Below are 17,913 nucleotides of genomic sequence, written 5' to 3'. Positions count from 1 at the left end.
TTCAAGCGGGAGTGCGGGCTCGCCCCGGGCGGCTACCGGAGGCAGGCGAGGGTGGCGTAGGCGGGGCCTGGTTTTCGGATATCAGTTCGGTTGGGGGTGCGTTTTCGGGTTGGCGGGACCATTCTGGAGGTATGTCCGAAGGTGCGCCCGTGACCGTGCACCCGCCCCTGCCTGACGGCGGCCGGCGGGTGACGATTCGCGGCAAGGACGTGGGGACCGCCTACAACCTGCTCGACGTCCTGGAATTCCTGCGCGCCGCGGGCCTTCCCGAGGCGGACACGACCGTCGACGACCCGGAACTGATCGACTGGCACGGTGCGGGGCCCGAAAACTGGGGCCCGGACGGGCCGGAGCAGGCTTCGTGACTGCTCACCCGTCCGGCGTTTGAGCGCCGGTCAGGGTGTTCACGTAAGCGCCGGTCAGGATTTTTGCGCGAGCCGGTCGAGCAGGTCGTGCCATCCCGCCTCCACGCGGTCGAGCGGGATGCCCCGCTCGACGGTCAGATGGTGGACGAGCGCGGTGTCCGCGGCGGCCAGCAGCGTGTGCGCGAGGAGATCGGTGTCGCCCTCCACGCCCGCCTGGCGCAGCAGCAGCATGACGTGCGTGTGGCGCAGCCGGTTCGCCGGGACCGCGTAGTTGCGCAGGGGGTCGGTGCGCGCGGCGAGGATCAGCTCGTGGTGGTCCCGCTCGTGGCGGACGAGGGCGGGGCCGAAGGCGTGCAGGCGCTCCAGGGCGGGCGCGTCCGGGCCCAGGGGCGGCGGGCCCGACAGGAACGCGGCCTGAAGCTGCTGCTCCCGGTGGTCCAGGAGGGCGATGAGCAGCCCGGTGCGGTCGCCGAAGCGCCGGAAGACCGTCCCCTTGCCTACCCCGGCCGCCGTCGCCACCGCCTCCATGGTCAGGTTCGCCGCCCCGCACCCGGACAGCAGGCGCGACGCGGCCTCCAGCAGGCGTGTGCGGTTGCGCGCCGCGTCCGCGCGCAGCGCAGGCTGCTCGCCCGCCGGTGTCAGGGCGAGGTCGGTCGGGCCGCCCTGGGCGCCGGGCGTCGTGACGAGAGGGGGGATGGGGCCGGTCATGGCTTCAGAGTAGCGCCGGGAACGGACAAGTGGACCGCGGTCCGGATAGGTGGTACAACTTTAAACGGACTTCGGTCCGGTTGGACCGTGCATGAGATCCGTACGCCCTTATCTGGAGTTATGCCATGTCTGTTCGCATCCTCGCCCTCGTCGGCAGCCTCCGCGCCGGTTCGCACAACCGTCAGCTCGCCGAGGCCGCCGCCAAGCACGCGCCCGCCGGCGTCGACATCCAGCTCTTCGACGGCCTCGCCGACGTGCCCTTCTACAACGAGGACATCGACGTCGAGGGAAGCGTCCCCGCCGGTGCCGCGCGCCTGCGCGAGGCGGCCGGTCAGACCGACGCCTTCCTCCTCTTCTCGCCCGAGTACAACGGCACCATGCCGGCCGTCCTGAAGAACGCCATCGACTGGCTGTCCCGCCCGTACGGCGCCGGCGCGATCTCCGGCAAGCCCGTCGCCGTCGTCGGCACCGCGTTCGGCCAGTACGGCGGCGTGTGGGCGCAGGACGACGTGCGCAAGGCCGCGGGCATCGCCGGTGCCGCGGTCCTGGAGGACGTGAAGCTGTCCATCCCCGGCTCCGTCACGCGCTTCGCCGAGACCCACCCCGCCGACGACTCCGAGGTCGCGACCGCGCTGACCGAGGTCGTCGGCCGCCTGAGCGAGCAGGCCACCCCCGCCGCGGCCTGAGGCTCCCGGCGCAAGTGCGGCCGGAGGCCGGGGACGAAGCTGTCCCCGGCCTCCGGCCGCACCCATTTACGGGGAGGGCCTACGGGGAACCCGTCGGCGGTTCCGCGCGAACCGGGGCGGGCCACGAACGGCTGATCCGTGGCGGCCCCGGAGCGCGTCCGCCAATCCCTTCTGCCTACGATGCAGCGGTGACCACCCGCCCAGGACGGCCCATGCGGCCGCAGTTGACGCTGCGGCTCCTCGGGCTGCTCGTCGGCGCCGTGCTCCTTGGTCTGCTCGGCATGCACGGCCTGGGACCCGTACCGGCAGGCGCGCACGGCGAGATGCACCCGGCGGCCGCGCCCGCGACGGGTGGCGCCGCTGACGCGGTTGACCATGCCGGGCCCGAGCGGCAAGGCGTCAAGGCTTCTGCTCCCGACATGTGCGACCACGGAGAGGGTGGCTGCGAAGGGCACATGGCGCACGCCGACTCGGTCTGCGCCTCCGCCTCCGTCGCCGGCCCCCCGGCAGTCGCCCCCGCGCTGCTCCCCGACGTGATCGCCTGCCCCGCCCGCCCCGAGGCCCGTACTTCCTCGGCCGGCAGCGGCCCCGACGGCGGCCGTGCCCCACCGTCACTCTCCGAACTCCAACTCCTGCGGATCTAGAACGGCCCGCGCGGTACCGCATGCCCCAAGGGGTGGCGCCGCGCTCACGCGAGCCCTTCACCGAGATCAGCATCAGGAGTTCCGCATGACCGCACACCGCACGTTCGTCCGCCGCGCCCTTGTCGCCGGCACCGCAGGGGCGGCCGCCCTGGTCCTCGCCGCATGCGGCAGCGACAAGCCGGCCGGGGGTCACGACATGGGCGCGAAGGAGTCCGCTTCCCGTCCGGCCGCGTCGACCCAGGCCGACGGCCAAAGCAATGCAGGCAGCCGCAACAGCTCCGACGTCTCCTTCGCCAAGGAGATGATCCAGCACCACCGGCAGGCCGTGGAGATGGCCGGACTGGCCGAGGGCCGCGCCGCGTCGAAGGACGTGAAGAGCCTCGCCGCCAAGATCAAGGGGGCCCAGGCCCCCGAGATCGAGGAGATGTCCGGCTGGCTCACCGCATGGGGTGAGGAAGTCCCCGCCGACATGTCGGGCATGGGCCACGACATGTCCTCGTCCATGCCCGGCATGATGAGCGCCGGTGACATGGACGAGCTCAAGAAAGCGTCCGGCGACGACTTCGACAAGAAGTTCCTCGCGATGATGGTCAAGCACCACGAGGGCGCCGTCGCGATGGGCAGGACCGAGAAGTCCGACGGCAAGTACGGCCCCGCGACGCGCCTCGCCGCAGACGTGGTGACCGCGCAGACCGCCGAGATCGAGCAGATGAACAAGATGCTCGGCAAGAGCTGAGGAATCCTGCGCGGGTGCGCCGTACACCCCGTCGGCCACACGCCGGCGGGGTTGCGCGCCCACGCTGCTCCCCGCCGGACCGGTGACGTCACGCGCGATCGGGGGCATGGTGGGAGACCCTCACCGCGACGGTCGCCCGGCACCCGCCGGCCGTGCACCGGGGCCCGGCACGGCCTGATCGTGCCGCCCCGGAGCACTTGTCCGGTTCGGGAACGGGCGCCGGTGTGTGCGAGGCTCGACGCCAAGGGTCTTCGTACGTCGGCCGGATGGAGGTGTGATGTCCACGCAGAGCCATCGTTTGATGATCACCGAGCTGGCGAGCTGCGACGGCTGCGCGGTGCTGCGGGTCAGCGGCGAACTCGACCAGAGCGCTGAGGGACTCTTCCTGGGCACGCTCGGCGCCTGCGTCGACGCGGGTCACCCGTACCTCGTCCTCGACGTCACCGCGCTCTCCTTCTGTGACTCACGCGGTCTCTACTGCCTGCTGGCCATGCGGTGGCTCCTGGACCGCCGCGGCGGCAAGCTCCTTCTCGCGGGGGCGGGGCGCCGGCTGACCGAACTGCTCACCCAGACAGGCAGTGTCGATCTCCTCCCCGCCCAACGGTCCGTCGGCCAGGCCCTGTCGTCGCTGCCTCCCACGCACCGGCCGGTCTGGCCACCCGTACCGAGCCCCGACGCGCTGGACGACGGGTCGCCCAGCCCCCCGCGGCCCCGGCCGCCCACACCCTGACCGGGCCGTCGACCCGAGGTCGCGCGCGACTCGCCCGCCTCAGGAGGCTCCCGGCGCACCGGCGCGCAGCCCGTCCATGACGAGGTCGAGCAGCCGCCCGGCGCGCGACTGCCAGTCGCCGTGCGGGTCGATCTGCCAGAGCCCGGCGATGGCGAGCGCGAAGTCCTCCGGTGTCACCCCGGGGCGGATCGTGCCCGCCTCCTCGTTCGCCGTGAGCAGGAGCGACATGGCCGCCGTCACCGGGCCGTGCCCGAGGGCGGCGAGGCTGCCGCGCGTGGTGGCCTCGCGCAGCGCGTCCGCCAGACCGGCCTTCGCCATGGCGTACTGGGCGAGGCGGTCCATCCACGCGCGCAGGGCCTCGTCGGGCGCGCGGGTGGCGAGCAGGTGGGACGCGGTGTCGGCGACCTGCTGCATCTCGTAGCGGTAGACCTCGAGCACGAGGGACTCGCGGTTGGGGAAGTTGCGGTAGAACGTGCCCTGGCCGACGCATGCCTTCTTCGCGATCGCGCTCAGCGGGGCGTCCGCCGACTGTGTCAGCTCGGTCAGCGCCACTTCCAGGATGCGGTCGCGATTGCGTTGCGCGTCCGAGCGGAGCGGCGCTTCCTTCTTCGGCTGCACCCGTCCCCCTTCCGGGAATCGCGAATCCGACGACAGTGCCAAGAATTCGGTATGCCCTTGCTAAGCGGACAGCTGTCCGTTAGCGTACGGCGTAGTGGACAGTTGTCCGCTTGGCTCCACCATAGCGGCAGACCCGGCTCGAGTGGAGAGCCGGTGACCACCGCAAGCGACTTTTCGGCCGCCGAGCGCGCGACAGGCGCGGAACCCCGAAGTTCTCCCTCTACGTACAGCCCTCGCACCCCATGAGCGAAAGAAGGCTGATCATGGCCCCATCGACGTCCAGCGTCATCACGCTGAACATCAACGGCGAGAAGTACACGCTGCCCGTCGACCACCGCACCACCCTGCTCGACGCACTGCGCGAGCGCCTCGATCTGCCGGGCACGAAGAAGGGCTGCGACCAGGGCCAGTGCGGCGCCTGCACCGTCCTCCTCGACGGCCGTCGCGCCGTCTCCTGCCTGCAGCTCGCGGTGGCGGCCGAGGGGCGTGAGATCACCACCATCGAGGGCGTGGCCGACGCCGACGGACTGCATCCGGTGCAGCAGGCCTTCCTCGATCTCGACGGGTACCAGTGCGGTTACTGCACTCCTGGCCAGATCTGTTCGGCCCTCGCGGTCATCGAGGAGCACGCGGCGGGCTGGCCGAGCGCCGTGACCGCCGACGTACGGCCGGAGGCGGGCGTTCCGGCGCTGACCGCCGACGAGATCCGGGAGCGGATGAGCGGTAACCTGTGCCGCTGCGGCGCCTACGTGTCGATCGTCAACGCCGTCGCCCGCGCCGCAGGAACGGAGGCTGTCGCATGAAGGAGTTCGGATACGAGCGCGTCTTCGACGTGCCCGCCGCGGTCGCCCTGCTCGACGCCGACCCCGACGCGCGCTGTCTGGGCGGCGGCACCAACCTCGTCGACCTGATGAAGACCGGCGTCGAGAGGCCCGCCCGGCTCGTCGACGTACGCGAACTGCCCCTCGGAGAGATCGAGTTGACGCCGGAAGGCGGCCTGCGCATCGGTGCGACGGTCACCAACAGCGACCTCGCCGCCCATCCCGAAGTGCGGCGCCGCTACCCGATGCTGGCGCAGGCCGTCCTCGCCGGCGCCTCGGGTCAGCTGCGCAACATGGCCACCGTCGGCGGCAATCTGCTCCAGCGCACGCGCTGCGGCTACTTCACCGACCTGGCCAAACCCTGCAACAAGCGGACGCCCGGCAGCGGTTGCCCCGCGATCGAGGGCGAGCACCACAACGCCGCGATCCTCGGCGCCTCCGCGCACTGCGTGGCCGTCCACCCCTCGGACATGGGAGTGGTGCTCGCCGCGCTCGACGCAGTCGTCTCGTACGAAACGGTCGACGGCCCGGGCGAGTTGGCGCTGGCGGAGTTCTATTCGCCCGTGGGGGAGACCCCGCACGTGGAGACCGCTCTGCCGCCCGGCGCGCTGATCACCGCCGTCATCCTGCCCCCGGCGCCCGTCGCCGCCCTGTCCCGCTACCGCAAGGTCCGCGAGCGCGCCTCCTACGCGTTCGCGATCGGCTCCGTCGCCGCGGCGCTCGACGTCCGGGACGGAACGGTCCACGAAGTGCGCCTCGCCTTCGGGGCGGTCGCGTCCCGGCCCTGGCGCGCTCACGAGGCCGAACGCGCCCTGACCGGCGGCCCCGCGACCGCCGAGGCCTTCGCCGCCGCCGCGGACGCCGAACTCGCGGCCGCCGAGACGCTGCCCCACAATGGATACAAGGTGACGCTGATGCGCAATCTCGTCGTGGCCGTCCTGACCGAGCTCGCCGAGGAGGCCGTCCGATGACCACGACGACCACGGCAACCCCGGTGACGGGCACCGCCGGCGCCTCGTACACCCGGGTGGAGGGGCTGGAGAAGGTCACCGGGGCAGCCCGGTACGCGGGGGATGTCCCCGCCGCCGAACTCGCCCACGGCTGGCTGGTGTTGTCCACCGTCGCCCGCGGCCGCATCCGCTCCATCGAGTCGGACCCCGTCCGCGGGATGCCCGGGGTGCTGGCCGTGCTGCACCACGGCAACGCGCCGCGCGTCGACGGGAACTACGTCGGCATGCTGGGGCGGCCCGACCCGATCGTCGAGGTCTTCCAGCACGACCGGGTGCCGTTCGTGGGCTGGCCGGTGGCGCTGGTCGTCGCTGAGACCACGGAGCAGGCCAGGGAGGCCGCCGAGGCGCTGGTGGTGCGGTACGACGAGGAGCCGCACGACGTCGCGTTCTCCGCCGGACACGCCGGCATCTACACACCGGACGGCGACGGCATGCTGGCGGAGAAGGGCGACCTCGCGGCCGAACTCGCCGCGTCCGTCCATGTCGTGGACGCGGAGTACACCACCCCGGAAGAGCACCACAGCTCGATGGAACCGCACGCGGCGATGGCGCGCTGGGACGGCGGACGCCTCGAGATCGTCGACTCCAACCAGGGCAGCATGTGGGTCGCGCAGGAGCTGGCGAAACTGTTCTCGCTCGACCCGGCCTCGGTGCGGGTGCGGTCCGAGCACATCGGCGGTGCCTTCGGGTCCAAGGGTGTGCGCGTGCACCAGATCCTCGCCGTGATGGCGGCGACCGTACTCGACCGCCCGGTCAGGGTCGTCATGACCCGACGTCAGATGTTCTCGCTCGTCGGCTACCGCAGCCCCACGGCCCAGCGCGTCAGGCTCGGTGCCGACGCCGACGGGCGGTTGCGTGCTCTCGACCATCAGGCGCACAGCCTCACGTCGACGGTCCACGAATTCGTCGAGGCCAGCGCCGGGTTCGGGCGTCCGATGTACGCCGCCGACGCTCACCGCAGCGTCAACCGGGTGGTGCGGCTGGACGTGCCGACGCCGACCTTCATGCGCGCGCCCGGTGAGGCTCCGGGCTCGTTCGCCCTGGAGTCCGCGCTCGACGAACTCGCCGAACAGTGCGGCATGGACCCGATCGCACTGCGTGCCCGCAACGAGCCGGACGTGGGCCCGGTCTCCGGCCTGCCGTTCGGCTCCCGCAACCTGCTGGCCTGCTTCGACGAGGGGGCCCGCAGGTTCGGCTGGGCGGACCGGGACCCACGTCCCGGCGTGCGGCGCGAAGGGCGCTGGCTGCTCGGCACCGGCACGGCGGCGGCCACCTTCCCGGTGATCGTGGCACCGTCCACGGCGGCCGTGACCGCTGAGGCCGACGGCACCTTCACGGTGCGGATCGGCGCGTCGGACGTCGGCACGGGGGCGCGGACCGCGCTGACCCTGCTCGCCGCGGAGGCCCTCGGCGTGGCCGGGGAGCGCGTCCATGTGCGCATCGGAGACAGCGACTTCGGCCCGGCGGCGATCTCGGGCGGCTCGATGGGCACCCGCTCCTGGGGCTGGGCCGTCACGGCCGCCGGGCGAGACCTGCGGGAGCAATTGGCCCTGGGCGGCGACATTCCGCCGCAGGGCATCACCGTGCGATCCGACACCAGCGCCGCGGTCGGCTCCCTCACCCAGAAGGAACGGCACTCCTTCGGCGCCCAGTTCGCCGAGGTCGCCGTCGACGTCACCACCGGCGAGGTACGCGTACGGCGGATGCTCGGCGTTTTCGCGGCCGGCAGGATCGTCAACCCGCTGACCGCGCGCAGCCAGTTCATCGGCGGGATGATCTGGGGACTGTCCATGGCACTGCACGAAGAGGCGATCAGGGACCAGGCCACGGGCGGTCACGTCGGCGCCGACCTCGCGGGCTACCACTTCGCCGCCAACGCCGACGTACCCCTGATCGAGGCGGACTGGGTCGACGATCCGGACGCGGACGACCCCGTCGGGATCAAGGGCATCGGCGAGATCGGCATCGTGGGCGCGGCGGCCGCCGTCGCCAACGCGGTCTGGCACGCGACCGGCGTCCGGCACCGGCACCTGCCGATCCGGCCCGACCGCGTACTGTCGGCCGGGGCCCCTGCCGCAGGTGACGGCGATGCTTGACATCGCCGACGAGCTGAACCGGTGGGCCGGGCAGGGCCGGGACTTCGCCGTCGCCACCGTCGTCTCGGTGGGCGGCAGCGCACCCCGCCAGCCCGGCGCCGCCCTCGCCGTCGACAGCGAGGGCACCGTCATCGGCTCGGTCTCCGGCGGCTGCGTCGAAGCGGCGGTCTACGAACTGTGCGTGCAGGTGCTCCAGGACGGCGGGTCCGTCCTGGAGCGGTTCGGCTACAGCGACGAGGACGCCTTCGCCGTGGGGCTCACCTGCGGCGGGGTCATCGACATCCTCGTCACGCCGGTGCGCGCCGACGCGCCGGACAGGCCCGTGTTCGCGGCGGCGCTCGCGGCCGCCGCCCGGGGTGGGACGGCCGCGCTCGCCCGGGTGGCCCGCGGACCGGACGAACTGCGGGGCGGAGCGCTGCTCGTGAGGGCGGACGGCTCGTACGAGGGAGGGCTCGACGGAGGATCCGGCCTTGAGCGGACCGTGGCGGCCGAGGCGTGGGCCCTGCTCGCGGCGGGCCGCACCGGTACGTTCGACCTCTCGGCCGACGGCTCCCACTGCGACGCCGACCTGACGCTGTTCGTCGAGTCGAGCGTGCCGCCGCCCCGGATGATCGTGTTCGGCGCCGTCGACTTCGCGGCGGCGCTGGTCCGTGCGGGCAAGTTCCTCGGCTATCACGTGACGTTGTGCGACGCCCGCCCCGTCTTCGCCACGCGGGCCCGCTTCCCCGAGGCGGACGACATCGTGGTCGACTGGCCGGACCGCTACCTGCGGCGCGCCACGACCGACGAACGCACGGTCCTGTGCGTGCTCACCCACGACGCGAAGTTCGACATCCCGCTCCTGGAGATCGCGCTACGGCTGCCCGTCGCGTTCGTCGGAGCGATGGGCTCACGCCGCACCCATGAGGACCGTGATCGCCGCCTGCGCGAAGTCGGCCTGAGCGACGAGGAGTTGTCGCGCCTGCACTCGCCGATCGGTCTGGACCTCGGTGCCCGCACACCCGAGGAGACGGCCCTGTCCATCGCCGCGGAAATCATCGCGTCGAGGCAGGGCGGCACGGGCGCACCCCTGACCACCTCGCGCACACCGATCCATCATGACGGCGAGGCGGGGGAGCGGCGCCTGTTGGCGACGGGGGAGAGGTGACCCTCGGCGGCCGGAAGACCTCGGCCCGGCCTCGTCGCCGAATGGCAGGACTGCGTACTCGGTAGGCGCGGGCGCCCCGCGAGCGCGTCGCGCATCCCGCGCCCGGAACGCGGCCGTGGACCTCGTCCCCGGCGCTCCCTAGTCCCCAGGAGCCCGGTCTGACGCGGCAGCGTGAAAGTGGAGCCGCGCGGTGTCCGCCGCCTTCTCCGGGGACAGATTCGCGCCCTCCCGGTACGCCTGCGCGAAGGCCGTCTCACCCAGCGCCGCCGTCGCCCTCGCCGTGACGCGGTCCACGTCGCCGCGTTCCGCGGGTGGGAGCGGGGCGCCCGCGCTACGGCGGGCCGCGTCTGCGGCCCCGAGGAGCTCGGCCGCCCGACCTGCTGCATCGGTGAGTGCTGCCGCGCCCGCCAGGCCCTCCAGGGAGAGGGCCACGGCGCGCGGCTCGCCGATGGCGCAGGCGACGTCCAGGCCGAGGAGATGACGGGCTGCCGCCCCGCCCGCGTCCCCGCGCAGTTCGGCGACGAAGCCCCATTCCGCCTGGAGCAGATGATCGCCCGCCTCCGACGACACGTCACGGAACTCGTCGCGGATGCGCAACAGATGCGCCTCCGCCGCGTCGAGGTCGCCGGAGCGGCGTGCGCCGAGGGCCAGGCCCATCTCGGCGTGGAGTTCCCCGTACTTGTAGCCCTGTTCGGACGCTGATCGCCGCGCTTGCTCGTGCAGGTCGGCGGCCCGGTCCCAGCCGCGCTCGAGCAGCGCGAGCCGGCCCAGGCCCGAGAGCCGTGCGGAGACCTCCGCGTCCAGGCCGAGTTCCCGCGCCATACGCAGGCCCTCCTCGTGACGCAGGGCGGACTCCGCGTACTCACCCTTGATCTCGGCGAGCGCCGCCAGTGGCTCCACCGTCTGCAACTCGCCCCACCGGTCCCCGAGTTCACGGAAGAGGGCCGCGCTGCGCAGCCCGTCGCGCCCGAGCGCGTCCAGGTCCCCGCGGATGAGCGCATGCATCGCCCGCAGCCCGAGGCCCGCGGCCGTACCCCACCGGTCGCCCTCGGCGGCGAAGAGGGCGAGTGCCTGCGAGACGGCCTCCTCGCTGGCGGTGAGGTCACCCGACCTGAACAGGCCGTACGCGGAGAACCACACGGCGCGCCCCCGCCGCACAGGATCGGCGACGGCGGCGTGCGGGCACGGTGTCGCCGGGGGCCGCTCTCCCGTCATCAGCCCGAACGCATCGCTCAGTACCCGGAGTTCGCCCGCGGACGGCGCCACGGCGAGCACGGCAGACAGGGCGCGACGGGCCTCGCTCGGTCGGCCCCGCAGCAGCCACCACCAGGACAGGGCGGTCGCCAGGCGCACGGCGTCCTCGGCCGCACCACCCGTCGACGCGCGCCGCGTGGCTTCGTCGAGCGCCGCCCGCAGATTGGCGGTCTCGGCGTCGAGCCGGCCGAGCCACTCGCGCTGCCCGCGCCCACGGAGCCGGGGCTCGGCACGCTCGGCGAGTTCCGTGTAGTGGCGCAGATGCCGGTCGCGTACTCCGTCGAGTTCGTCGGTCTCGTGCAGGCGCTCCGTCGCGTACGCGGCGACGGACTCGAGGAGCCGGTAGCGGGGGCCCGTACCTCCGGGGCCGGTCACCACGACGACCAGCGACCGGTCGACCAGCCGCGTCACGAGGTCGAGAACCTCGTCGCGGCGCACCCCGCCGCCCGCGCACACCTCCTCCGCCGCCTCCAGAGTGCAGCCGTCGCGGTGCACGGCCAGGCGGCGCAGCACGGTCCGCTCGGGAGCGCCGAGCAGCTCCCAGCTCCAGTCGATGACCGCCCGAAGGGTCTGCTGACGCGGCGGGGCACCCCGTCGCCCCGACGTGAGTACCCGGAAGCGGTCCTCGAGCCGGGCCGCCAACTCCCCGACACCCAAGGCTCGTACGCGCGTCGCCGCCAGTTCGAGGGCGAGCGGGATGCCGTCGAGGCGCCGGCAGATCTCCAGTACCGCCGCACGGGTCTCAGGAGAGGCTCCGTCGAGCGAGAAACCGGGGGAAGCCGCCGCGGCGCGCGCCGTGAGCAGGCGTACCGCGTCCTCGGGTTGCAGTGGTTCGACCGCATGCACCGTCTCCCCGGCGACGCACAGCGGCTCCTGGGTGGTGGCCAGGAGCCGCAGGTGCGGCGCCCGGCTCAGCAGCGTTTCGGCGAGCTGCGCCACCGACTCGACGACCTGCTCGCAGTTGTCCAGGACGAGCAGCGACCTGCGGTCCCGCAGAGCTGTGGCGAGCCGTTGCTCGGGCGCGGCCGGCGCGCCTTGCCCGGGCGGCCCCGAAAGCGCGTCGTCCCGCAGGCCGAGCGCCGCCGAGACGACCTGCGCCAGATCGGCCACACTCCCGCGCTCACCGGCGAGTTCGACCAGCCACACCCCGTCGGGTGCGTCCGGGGTCCGCCGCGCCGCCTCGACCGCGAGCCGCGTCTTGCCGACCCCGCCCGGGCCGGTGAGCGTGACCAGCCGTTCCGTGGAGAGCAGCTGAGCGATCTCGGACAGCGAACGGTCACGGCCCACGAGCGCCGTGAGCGGGGCGGGAAGGTTCGACCGGGGAGGTGCGGACTGAGGAACGGCGCCCGCAGGAGAGACCGGGCGAGGGGCGAGCGACGGGTCCTGGCGCAGGATCGCCGCGTGGAGCGCGGCGAGTTCGGGGCTCGGGTCGAGCCCGAGCTCGTCCGCGAGCCGGCCCCGAAGCTCCGCGTACGAGGCCAGCGCCTCACTCTGTCGACCCGTCAGATACAGCGCCCGCAGCTGGACGGCGCGCAGCCGTTCCCGTAGCGGATGGCGCGCGACGAGGTCCGCCAGCTCCCCGGTCAGGAGCGTGAGGTCGCCCGACTCGAGGAGCGCCTCGGCCCGTTCCTCGAGGACGGCCAGCCGCTGCTCCGTCAGGCGCTGCGCAGCAGCACGTACGAACTCCTCGTCCGCGAAATCCGCGTACGCCGGACCACGCCACAACTCCAGTGCCTCGGTGAGGAGTTCGGCCCGTTCGCGCGGGCCCACCGCGGATCCCGCCCGGTCCACCAGGTTCAGGAAGCGGCGCGCGTCCACCTCGTCACCGGCCTCGTCGAGGCGGAGCCGGTAACCGGGCGCCTGGCGCACCACACGGTCCCGGCCGAGTGCCCTGCGCAGTTGGGAGACCTTCGCCTGGAGGGCGTTGGCGGGGTTTCCAGGAAGGTCGTCGCCCCACAGCCCGTCGATGAGGCGGTCGGCGGAGACGGGCCGCCCCTCGTGGACCAGCAGTGCGGCGAGCAGGGCCCGGACCTTCACCTCGGGAACCGCGACCGGCTCCCCGTCGCCGTCCCGCACCGTCAGTGGACCAAGCACCCCGAACCGCATGGGAGCACCGTACACACGCCGCAGCCGCCGACCGTCAGCGGACCATCAGCCTTCCCGAAGCCCCGACCTGCACTGTCGTCGCATGAACGGAACAGACGTCACCAGGACGGAGCCGACCGACAGGTCGCCCGCCACCCCCGCCGTCATCGGCCCGGCCCACAAGCACAAACTGCCCCTCCCTGCCCTGCTCGCGCTCGCCACCGCCGTCTTCGTCACGAGCCTGACGGAGACACTGCCCGCTGGTCTGCTTCCCGCGATGAGCCGGGACCTGGGAGTCGGCGAATCGGCCACCGGGCAGACTGTGACGGTCTACGCGATCGGCACCGCCCTCACGGCGATCCCCCTCACCGCGGCCACCGCCGGATGGCGCCGCAAGCGGCTCCTGATGACGGCGATGGCGGGGTTCGGCGTCGCCAACACGGTCACCGCCGTCTCGACGAACTTCCCCCTCACGATGGCCGCCCGGTTCGGGGCGGGCGTCGCCGCCGGTCTGGCCTGGGCGCTCCTCGCCGGTTACGCCCGGCGCCTCGCGCCGGCCCACCTCCAGGGCAGGGCCATCGCGATCGCCATGGCGGGCATCCCGGTCGCACTCTCCCTGGGGGTGCCCGCGGGCACGTTCCTCGGCAAGGCCGTGAACTGGCAGAGCGCGTTCCTGAGCATGACCGTCCTCACTGTCGCCCTGCTCGGATGGATCGCCGCGGCCGTCCCCGACCGGCCAGGACTGCGGCAGGAGGCCCGGCCGCCGATCCTGCGGGCACTCCGTGTGCCCGGCGTGCCCCCGGTCCTCTTCGTCACCCTCGTCTTCGTCCTGGCCCACACCGTCCTCTATACGTTCGTCGCGACGTTCCTCGACGGCGTGGGCATGGGGAACTCCACCGACCTCGTACTGCTCGCCTTCGGAGCCGCGTCCCTGGCGAGCATCTGGATCGTGGGCGTCCTGATCAACCGGCACCTGCGCGCCCTGACCGTCACAGCCGCGCTGCTGGTCGCCGTGGCGGCGGCCGTACTCGCCCTGCTGTCCGACAGCCCCGCCCTGGTCTACGCGGCCGTGACGCTGTGGGGTCTCGGCTGGGGCGGCGCCCCCACGCTCCTGCAGACCGCCGCAGGCGACGCCGGAGGCGAGTCGGCGGACGCGGCGCAGGCCATGCTCGTCACCCTCTGGAACGTGGCCATGGCCGGCGGCGGAATGGCCGGCGGGATCCTCCTCGACCTGGCCGGATCCCGCTCCTTCCCCTGGACGGTCCTCCTGCTCCTGATTCCCGTACTCGCCGTGGTCGTCGCCGCCCGCCGCCACGGATTCCCCGTCCGCCGCACGGCGAGGACGTCATGAACGGCCACACCGCACACCGTCACACCACTCACCCTGATTCAAGGAGCACCGCCATGACGACGTCCCGCCTCTTCGAAACCGCTCGCCTCGGCACGCTGACCCTGCCCAACCGCCTCGTGATGGCGCCCATGACCCGCAACCGCGCCACTGCGGACGGCGTCCCGCAGCCCGTGATGGCCACCTACTACGCGCAGCGCGCCACCGCGGGCCTGATCATCGCCGAGGCGTCCACGCCCAACGCCGTCGGACAGACCTACGCCAACATCACGGCCATCCACAACGAGGCCCACGTCGAGGGCTGGCGGCACGTGACCGACGAGGTCCGCGCCGCCGGCGGCCGGATGTTCCTCCAGCTCCAGCACGGCGGCCGGATCGGGCACCCCGACAACAGCGGCGGCCTGACCCCGGTCGCCCCCTCACCCGTCCCGCTCCCCGACACCATCCACACCCCGACCGGCCACCAGCCCGCCGTTGTACCGAAGGAGATGACGCCCGACGACATCCGCTCCACCGTCGCCGACTTCGCCGAGGCTGCCCGCAAGGCCGTGGCGGCGGGCTTCGAAGGAGTGGAGGTGCACGGCGCCAACGGCTACCTCCTCCACCAGTTCCTCGGCCAGGGCACCAACCACCGCACCGACGCCTACGGAGGAACCGTCGAGGGCCGCATCCGGTTCGTGGTCGAGGCGGTCCGCGCCGTGGCCGACGCGATCGGCCCCGAGCGGGTGGGCCTGCGGATCTCCCCGGGACTCACCGTCAACGGCATGGACGAAGGAGACACCGACGACATCTACCCGGCACTCGTCGACGCCCTCTCGGACCTGGACCTCGCCTATCTGCACATCGTCTTCGCCGACCCGGACAACCCGCTCTTCCAGGACCTCCGCAAGCGCTGGACCGGCACGCTGATCGCCAACCCCGTGCTGCCGCGGGAGCGGCTTCCCGCCGACGGCGGCAGGCACGAGAGCGAGCGCCTCCTGGCCGCCGGCGCCGACCTGGTGGCACTCGGCCGCCCGTTCCTGGCCAACCCGGACCTCGTCGAGCGGCTGCGCGTGGGCGCACCCCTCAACCAGGTCCGCGACAGGTACCTGATGTACGTAGGAGGGGCGACGGGCTACACGGACTATCCGTTCCTGTCCGACAGCCGCCGGTGAAGTGAATATTCGGGGCCGGGGGCGCCGGGATTTGCTCAACCTGGGGTGAAGGTTCGCGGCGACGCGCGAAATATCCTGGCTCACCGTGCCCCGAAGCTCGTTTCGTGCTAGTGTTGATCTCAGTTGCAGTTGTGGTTCCCATAGATACTTCAAGTGCCTTAGGTGACTTCACGTTGCCGGGCGCTTTTCTATTTCCGGATGCATTTTTCCGGGCGGGGCAATCATTGCGGCGACGCCGAGGTTCGCACAGTGCGGATCACGGGCACTGCCCCGAAGGAGAATTTGCATATGGCTACTGGCACCGTGAAGTGGTTCAACTCGGAAAAGGGCTTCGGCTTCATCGAGCAGGAGGGTGGCGGCCCCGACGTCTTCGCCCACTACTCGAACATCGCCACCCAGGGCTTCCGTGAGCTTCAGGAAGGCCAGAAGGTGAACTTCGATGTCACGCAGGGCCAGAAGGGCCCGCAGGCGGAGAACATCGTTCCCGCCTGACGCTGAAGCGTTGAGCGCAGCTGGTGCCCGTACCCCAGTGGTACGGGCACCAGCTCGTTGCTGTTTGCGGGGCATCCCGCCCGGGTAGGCACGACCACCGGGTGGCACACCACCCCGGCGGGGCGCCCAGACCCCCGCACCCCATTGATCCGGCCCGCCCGAGAGCCGCCTGCCGCAGCGGAATCCCAGTATTCCTACGTCAGGCGTCGCCATTCTCCGTACCGGCGCGCCGGCTGATTTTCAGTCTGCTATTCGGCTCGTTCTTGCAATTCGTCCGGCACTCATACGCCGGGAATTCCTCGATACGTGCCATATCGAGGAAGGTTCTCCATGAACCGTTCAGCTCGCACGAACGACCGTTACTCCAACCCTCGCCGGGGCTCCGCCGGCGGTGACCGGGGCGCCCGTTTTCGACCCCAGGGCCAGGGCCAGGGACGCACCGGAGGCAAGAGCTCCGGTGGCTACGGGCGCAGGTCCGCCGCGCCGCAGGGTGAGTTCGCCCTGCCCGTCACCGTCACGCCCGCCCTGCCCGCCGTGGAGGCCTTCGGAGAGCTCGACCTGCCGGCCGAGATCCTCAAGACACTCACCGGCCTCGGCGTGACCGTGCCGTTCCCGATCCAGGCGGCCACGCTGCCGAACTCGCTCGCGGGCCGGGACGTCCTGGGCCGCGGCCGCACCGGCTCCGGCAAGACCCTCGCCTTCGGGCTCGCGCTCCTCGCGCGCCTCGCGGGTCAGCGCGCCGAGGCCAAGCAGCCCTTCGGCCTCATCCTCGTCCCCACGCGGGAGCTCGCCCAGCAGGTCACCGAGGCGCTCACCCCGTACGCCCGGTCGCTGAAGCTTCGGATGGCCACCGTCGTCGGCGGCATGTCCATCGGCCGTCAGGCCAGTGCGCTGCGCGGTGGCGCCGAGGTCGTCGTCGCGACGCCCGGACGCCTCAAGGACCTCATCGAGCGCAAGGACTGCCGCCTGGACCGGGTGAAGATCACCGTCCTGGACGAGGCCGACCAGATGGCCGACATGGGCTTCATGCCGCAGGTCACCGAGCTGCTCGACCTGGTGCACCCCGAGGGCCAGCGGATGCTGTTCTCGGCCACCCTCGACCGCAACGTCGACCTGCTGGTGCGCCGCTACCTGCACGACCCGGTCGTCCACTCCGTCGACCCGTCGGCGGGCGCCGTCACCACGATGGAACATCACGAACTGCATGTGCACGGCGCCGACAAGTTCGCAGCCGCCACCGAGATCGCGGCCCGCGACGGGCGGGTCATCATGTTCCTCGACACCAAGCACGCCGTCGACCAGTTCACCAAGCACCTGCTCGGCAGCGGCGTGCGGGCCGCCGCCCTGCACGGCGGGAAGTCCCAGCCGCAGCGCACCCGCACCCTGGCCCAGTTCAAGGCCGGTACGGTCACGGCGCTCGTCGCCACGAACGTCGCGGCGCGCGGCATCCACGTCGACAACCTCGACCTCGTGGTCAACGTCGACCCGCCGAGCGACCACAAGGACTACCTGCACCGCGGCGGCCGTACGGCCCGTGCCGGTGAGTCCGGCAGCGTCGTCACCCTCGTCCTGCCCAACCAGCGCCGCGACATGAGCCGGCTGATGCGCGACGCCGGGATCCGGCCGCAGATCACCCAAGTCCGGTCCGGCGAGGCCGAGTTGAGCCGTATCACCGGTGCTCAGGCGCCCTCCGGCGTCCCGATCGCCGGCCCCGCGCCGGCCACGGAGCGGCCCAAGCGCGGCGGTGCCCCGTTCCGCGGCATGGGCTCGCGCCCGGGCCGCGCCGGTGGTGACTCGCGCCGCACCTCCGAGGCCCGCCAGCTCGCGGACGCCCGCAAGGCCGCGCGGGTCCGCCGCGCCGGCTGAGGCATACGCACGAAGGCCGGAGGCCCGGGACCGATATCGGTCCCGGGCCTCCGGCCTTCGTGCTGCTGTCAGCCCTTGCGGGTGGTGACGTTCTCGGTGAGCTGGGGGACGACGTCGAAGAGGTCGCCGACGACGCCGTAGTCGACGAGGTCG

General features: G+C 72.3%; 16 protein-coding genes. 13 read left to right on the top strand and 3 right to left on the bottom strand.

Features of this window, described 5'->3' with window-relative positions:
- The first annotated feature begins 149 nt into the window (after positions 1–149).
- Positions 150–365 (top strand): hypothetical protein, encoded by a 216-nt coding sequence (locus CG723_RS39660; protein WP_442802631.1) that lies wholly within the window; start codon positions 150–152, stop codon positions 363–365.
- A 54-nt stretch (positions 366–419) separates the two neighbouring features.
- Here CG723_RS39660 and CG723_RS39655 read toward each other — a convergent pair whose 3' ends face one another.
- Entirely contained in the window at positions 420–1,073 is a 654-nt protein-coding gene (locus tag CG723_RS39655) for a TetR/AcrR family transcriptional regulator (protein ID WP_100598403.1), read from the bottom strand.
- A 125-nt stretch (positions 1,074–1,198) separates the two neighbouring features.
- Here CG723_RS39655 and CG723_RS39650 point away from each other — a divergent pair, with 125 nt between their 5' ends.
- The 4 genes from CG723_RS39650 to CG723_RS39635 all read left to right on the top strand — a co-directional run bounded on the left by CG723_RS39650 (position 1,199) and on the right by CG723_RS39635 (position 3,869).
- Entirely contained in the window at positions 1,199–1,759 is a 561-nt protein-coding gene (locus CG723_RS39650; protein WP_100598402.1) for an NAD(P)H-dependent oxidoreductase, read from the top strand.
- Positions 1,760–1,947: 188 nt separating this feature from the next.
- Complete coding sequence (locus CG723_RS39645) at positions 1,948–2,403, top strand: DUF6153 family protein (RefSeq protein WP_234374761.1); 456 nt, start codon at positions 1,948–1,950, stop codon at positions 2,401–2,403.
- Positions 2,404–2,488: 85 nt separating this feature from the next.
- A complete protein-coding gene (locus tag CG723_RS39640) occupies positions 2,489–3,139 on the top strand; it encodes a DUF305 domain-containing protein (protein WP_100598400.1) in 651 nt (216 codons plus the stop codon).
- A gap of 277 nt (positions 3,140–3,416) precedes the next feature.
- Positions 3,417–3,869, top strand: a complete 453-nt coding sequence (locus tag CG723_RS39635) for an STAS domain-containing protein (protein ID WP_100598399.1) — start codon at positions 3,417–3,419, stop codon at positions 3,867–3,869.
- Positions 3,870–3,908: 39 nt separating this feature from the next.
- Here CG723_RS39635 and CG723_RS39630 read toward each other — a convergent pair whose 3' ends face one another.
- Positions 3,909–4,487 (bottom strand): TetR/AcrR family transcriptional regulator, encoded by a 579-nt coding sequence (locus CG723_RS39630; RefSeq protein ID WP_100598398.1) that lies wholly within the window; start codon positions 4,485–4,487, stop codon positions 3,909–3,911.
- A 263-nt stretch (positions 4,488–4,750) separates the two neighbouring features.
- Here CG723_RS39630 and CG723_RS39625 point away from each other — a divergent pair, with 263 nt between their 5' ends.
- Genes CG723_RS39625 through CG723_RS39610 form a run of 4 tightly spaced genes read left to right on the top strand, consistent with a single transcriptional unit; the run spans position 4,751 to position 9,561 of the window.
- Positions 4,751–5,290: a (2Fe-2S)-binding protein gene (locus CG723_RS39625; protein WP_100598397.1), complete on the top strand. Its 540-nt coding sequence runs from the start codon at positions 4,751–4,753 to the stop codon at positions 5,288–5,290.
- Positions 5,287–6,279: an FAD binding domain-containing protein gene (locus CG723_RS39620; RefSeq protein WP_100598396.1), complete on the top strand. Its 993-nt coding sequence runs from the start codon at positions 5,287–5,289 to the stop codon at positions 6,277–6,279. The genes CG723_RS39625 and CG723_RS39620 overlap by 4 nt, the downstream gene beginning before the upstream one ends.
- The gene (locus CG723_RS39615; RefSeq protein ID WP_100598395.1) at positions 6,276–8,414 is read left to right on the top strand and encodes a xanthine dehydrogenase family protein molybdopterin-binding subunit; all 2,139 of its coding nucleotides are present in this window, start codon (positions 6,276–6,278) and stop codon (positions 8,412–8,414) included. The genes CG723_RS39620 and CG723_RS39615 overlap by 4 nt, the downstream gene beginning before the upstream one ends.
- Positions 8,407–9,561, top strand: a complete 1,155-nt coding sequence (locus tag CG723_RS39610; protein WP_100598394.1) for an XdhC family protein — start codon at positions 8,407–8,409, stop codon at positions 9,559–9,561. Before CG723_RS39615 ends, CG723_RS39610 begins: the two co-directional genes overlap by 8 nt.
- 138 nt (positions 9,562–9,699) lie before the next feature.
- Here CG723_RS39610 and CG723_RS39605 read toward each other — a convergent pair whose 3' ends face one another.
- Complete coding sequence (locus tag CG723_RS39605) at positions 9,700–12,921, bottom strand: BTAD domain-containing putative transcriptional regulator (protein ID WP_199842078.1); 3,222 nt, start codon at positions 12,919–12,921, stop codon at positions 9,700–9,702.
- Positions 12,922–13,003: 82 nt separating this feature from the next.
- Between CG723_RS39605 and CG723_RS39600 the strand changes: the two genes are divergently transcribed.
- The 4 genes from CG723_RS39600 (at position 13,004) to CG723_RS39585 (ending at position 17,760) form a co-directional block, all read left to right on the top strand.
- A complete protein-coding gene (locus CG723_RS39600) occupies positions 13,004–14,251 on the top strand; it encodes an MFS transporter (RefSeq protein ID WP_100598393.1) in 1,248 nt (415 codons plus the stop codon).
- Positions 14,252–14,304: 53 nt separating this feature from the next.
- Positions 14,305–15,402: an alkene reductase gene (locus tag CG723_RS39595; protein WP_100598392.1), complete on the top strand. Its 1,098-nt coding sequence runs from the start codon at positions 14,305–14,307 to the stop codon at positions 15,400–15,402.
- 288 nt (positions 15,403–15,690) lie between these two features.
- Positions 15,691–15,894, top strand: coding sequence for a cold-shock protein (locus CG723_RS39590; RefSeq protein WP_100598391.1), 204 nt, complete (start codon positions 15,691–15,693; stop codon positions 15,892–15,894).
- 330 nt (positions 15,895–16,224) lie between these two features.
- On the top strand, positions 16,225–17,760 hold the full coding sequence (locus CG723_RS39585) for a DEAD/DEAH box helicase (protein WP_100598390.1): 1,536 nt from the start codon (positions 16,225–16,227) through the stop codon (positions 17,758–17,760).
- Positions 17,761–17,913: the final 153 nt, after the last annotated feature.

This window comes from Streptomyces sp. CB01635 (genome assembly GCF_002803065.1).
Classification (GTDB): domain Bacteria; phylum Actinomycetota; class Actinomycetes; order Streptomycetales; family Streptomycetaceae; genus Streptomyces.
This window is presented reverse-complemented; position numbering and strand designations above follow the sequence as displayed.

Excerpts from the sequence above, each read along its gene's own strand:
- CG723_RS39655 (WP_100598403.1), bottom strand. The coding sequence starts at position 1,073 with ATGACCGGCCCCATCCCCCCTCTCGTCACGACGCCCGGCGCCCAGGGC.
- CG723_RS39610 (WP_100598394.1), top strand. The coding sequence starts at position 8,407 with ATGCTTGACATCGCCGACGAGCTGAACCGGTGGGCCGGGCAGGGCCGG.
- CG723_RS39620 (WP_100598396.1), top strand. The coding sequence starts at position 5,287 with ATGAAGGAGTTCGGATACGAGCGCGTCTTCGACGTGCCCGCCGCGGTC.
- CG723_RS39635 (WP_100598399.1), top strand. The coding sequence starts at position 3,417 with ATGTCCACGCAGAGCCATCGTTTGATGATCACCGAGCTGGCGAGCTGC.
- CG723_RS39595 (WP_100598392.1), top strand. The coding sequence starts at position 14,305 with ATGACGACGTCCCGCCTCTTCGAAACCGCTCGCCTCGGCACGCTGACC.
- CG723_RS39650 (WP_100598402.1), top strand. The coding sequence starts at position 1,199 with ATGTCTGTTCGCATCCTCGCCCTCGTCGGCAGCCTCCGCGCCGGTTCG.
- CG723_RS39605 (WP_199842078.1), bottom strand. The coding sequence starts at position 12,921 with ATGCGGTTCGGGGTGCTTGGTCCACTGACGGTGCGGGACGGCGACGGG.
- CG723_RS39640 (WP_100598400.1), top strand. The coding sequence starts at position 2,489 with ATGACCGCACACCGCACGTTCGTCCGCCGCGCCCTTGTCGCCGGCACC.
- CG723_RS39600 (WP_100598393.1), top strand. The coding sequence starts at position 13,004 with ATGAACGGAACAGACGTCACCAGGACGGAGCCGACCGACAGGTCGCCC.
- CG723_RS39585 (WP_100598390.1), top strand. The coding sequence starts at position 16,225 with ATGAACCGTTCAGCTCGCACGAACGACCGTTACTCCAACCCTCGCCGG.
- CG723_RS39625 (WP_100598397.1), top strand. The coding sequence starts at position 4,751 with ATGGCCCCATCGACGTCCAGCGTCATCACGCTGAACATCAACGGCGAG.
- CG723_RS39590 (WP_100598391.1), top strand. The coding sequence starts at position 15,691 with ATGGCTACTGGCACCGTGAAGTGGTTCAACTCGGAAAAGGGCTTCGGC.
- CG723_RS39615 (WP_100598395.1), top strand. The coding sequence starts at position 6,276 with ATGACCACGACGACCACGGCAACCCCGGTGACGGGCACCGCCGGCGCC.